The 2,216-nt window shown below is 43.9% G+C and carries 2 protein-coding genes and 1 pseudogene; all 3 read right to left on the bottom strand.

Annotated features, from left to right (window positions below; genetic code table 11):
* Nucleotides 1-366: pseudogene (locus ACO4PX_RS09990) on the bottom strand (hypothetical protein); the annotation flags it as partial.
* Nucleotides 367-630: 264 nt separating this feature from the next.
* Nucleotides 631-1,716, bottom strand: a complete 1,086-nt coding sequence (locus ACO4PX_RS09985) for a beta-galactosidase small subunit (protein WP_472451186.1) — start codon at nucleotides 1,714-1,716, stop codon at nucleotides 631-633.
* The gene (locus tag ACO4PX_RS09980; RefSeq protein WP_485572552.1) at nucleotides 1,601-2,116 is read right to left on the bottom strand and encodes a sugar-binding domain-containing protein; all 516 of its coding nucleotides are present in this window, start codon (nucleotides 2,114-2,116) and stop codon (nucleotides 1,601-1,603) included. The genes ACO4PX_RS09985 and ACO4PX_RS09980 overlap by 116 nt, the downstream gene beginning before the upstream one ends.
* Nucleotides 2,117-2,216: the final 100 nt, after the last annotated feature.

The following is a 2,216-nucleotide window of genomic DNA, read 5'->3' as shown; positions in this document are numbered from 1 at the left end:
TAAGGCATCATTCTCTTTTCCCTTTTCCGCAATACGGAAATCCACAAAATTCCGAGAACGACGCAAATTCTTCAGGTAGCTCTTCGCCTTATCGGAAAGCTGCTCCTCGGCACTTAATTCTTTCGCTTTTTCAGCCTTCGTACTTTTTGCCGCCTTGGCAGCAATTTCTTTAGCTCTATCGGAAAGCTCCAAGCTGTCTCTTTTCGCTACAGCCTCTTTCCCTCCTGTTGATTTTGTAAGCTCCGCTTCCTTGCCGGAGGCTTGCTCATCCGGTTTTTGGCTTTCCTTGACTTTTCCGCTCTCAGCCTTGGATAAAATCTTGTTTTGGTAGGATTCCTTTCCTACAGCACGTACATTTTCCAGCATATTACCTCCTTTACTACAGCCTATTTTCGAAAAAACCAAAGTATTTCCAAAAATAAGCAGGTGAAAAACGCCCTTATACAGGGAGAAACATTTCTATACAGAATATTTCGTCATTTTCTCTTAAAAAATAAGGATATAGAGTATTTCCCTCTATATCCTTGTAGATTATTTCTAAATTTTTGATAGCCGTTCTAAAAATGGCATAATTCAAAGCCTTAAGAGAAGGCATCTCCCTATATTCGCCAAAAGGGTTATAGCTCCGCTTTAGCAAATCCCTCGGAAGGAAAAGCTGAAATGAATCCTATCCTTTACCTTCACCAAAAACTCCTCATGGGTATGGGAACCCCAGCTGTCGTCTCCTCCTACTCCCATCTGCGCCTTGGAAAGACGCAGGATACTGTGATGAATCGGGGGAAGTTCATAGCCGTGACAAGCATTTTCAATTTCATGGGGAGTCCAGGGTAGGGCCGAAACATTCATTTGCCCCTCTTCATTTTCCGCTAAGAAGACTAAGCCCCTGCCCTTTTCATCGGTGATGCTTGCCAGTCGTACCTCCGCCTTGTTTCCTGCCTCCTGAGGGAAGACATAGGGAGCAAAATTATCCTTTACCTTCCTATGATAAATACCCAGTTTTCCCCCATGCTTTCTATCGGCGTAACAGTCCTCTTCTCCCAATCCGTACCAGGAAAAGTTTTCCAAATCCGCGTTTAGGGTAAAGAGGGCTCCAAATTCCGGAAGTTCGGAAAGCTGCTGAAGCAGGATAGGATCCCCCTCTTTCGGCAGACTATAGTCCAGACTCACGTTGATTTTTCCATCCGGAAAAACGCTGTACTGCATTTGACAGCTGCTTCTCGGATTGGTGGACAAATGATAACTGTAACGAATATGGAAGCAATCCTTTTCCATCTTCATTAGCACCTCTTGGGGGTTTTCCAACATCAGGCTTGCCTCAGGGCTTCTTGTACTTAAATACTGACTTGCGGTTTTCCACTGGGCATAGCGAAAAGCCATCAGATTTCCCGTGTCATTGTCGGTGGGAGCACTCCAGAAGTTAGGTCTTGGCATTGCTTCCAAATACTCTTTTCCTCCGTATCGGTACAAAGAAAGCTTGCAATCCAGTTCCGAAGTGGATTGGAATAGATTTCGATTCCGAATCAAAATCTCCGCCTCTTCCAAAGTGCAGAAGATATTTTGATAGAGATACTTCACTTCCTGCATCTGGGGCTTTGGATTTCTATCCCCCCCAAAAACAATGCCGTTGGCACTGAATTGAAAATCCGAAGGTCTGTTGGAAAAATCTCCTCCATAGGCTAAAAATTTTTCCCCGTAGCGATTCTTCTTCCATAAAATAAAGCTTTCCTTCTTTAAAATCCCGGCTCAGCTCTGTCCGAAGTTGCAGATCCGCCAAATGCAGCTTGGGCAGGGTATAGAGATAAACATCCCGGAAAATTCCGGAAAAGCGGAAGAAATCCTGATCCTCACACCAGGAGGCTGCGGACCATTTGTAAACCTGAACCGCCAGCTTATTTTCTCCCTCCTTTAAAGAGCCCTCCAGCTGGATATGGGCAGGCACCACAATATCCTCCCAATCCTTACAAGAATACTCCGGGCTCTCAAAATGCGGAATACTGTCCTCTATTCTTCTTGCATAATGAAACTTCCATAAGCCATTCAAACTTTTTCGCAGGGAACTCTTTCTCAGCTTTTCTTCTATAGCATTACGATAGGCAATATGATCCGAATGGGGCATAAGGACATTTTCCTTATACTATTCCGATTTTTGATTTCGTCATAACGAAACATAGCTTTATTACTCTCCATACGAAGTATTAACTAACTCTATTTTCTCG

The sequence above is a fragment of the Oribacterium sp. genome, assembly GCF_057249185.1.
This window is presented reverse-complemented; position numbering and strand designations above follow the sequence as displayed.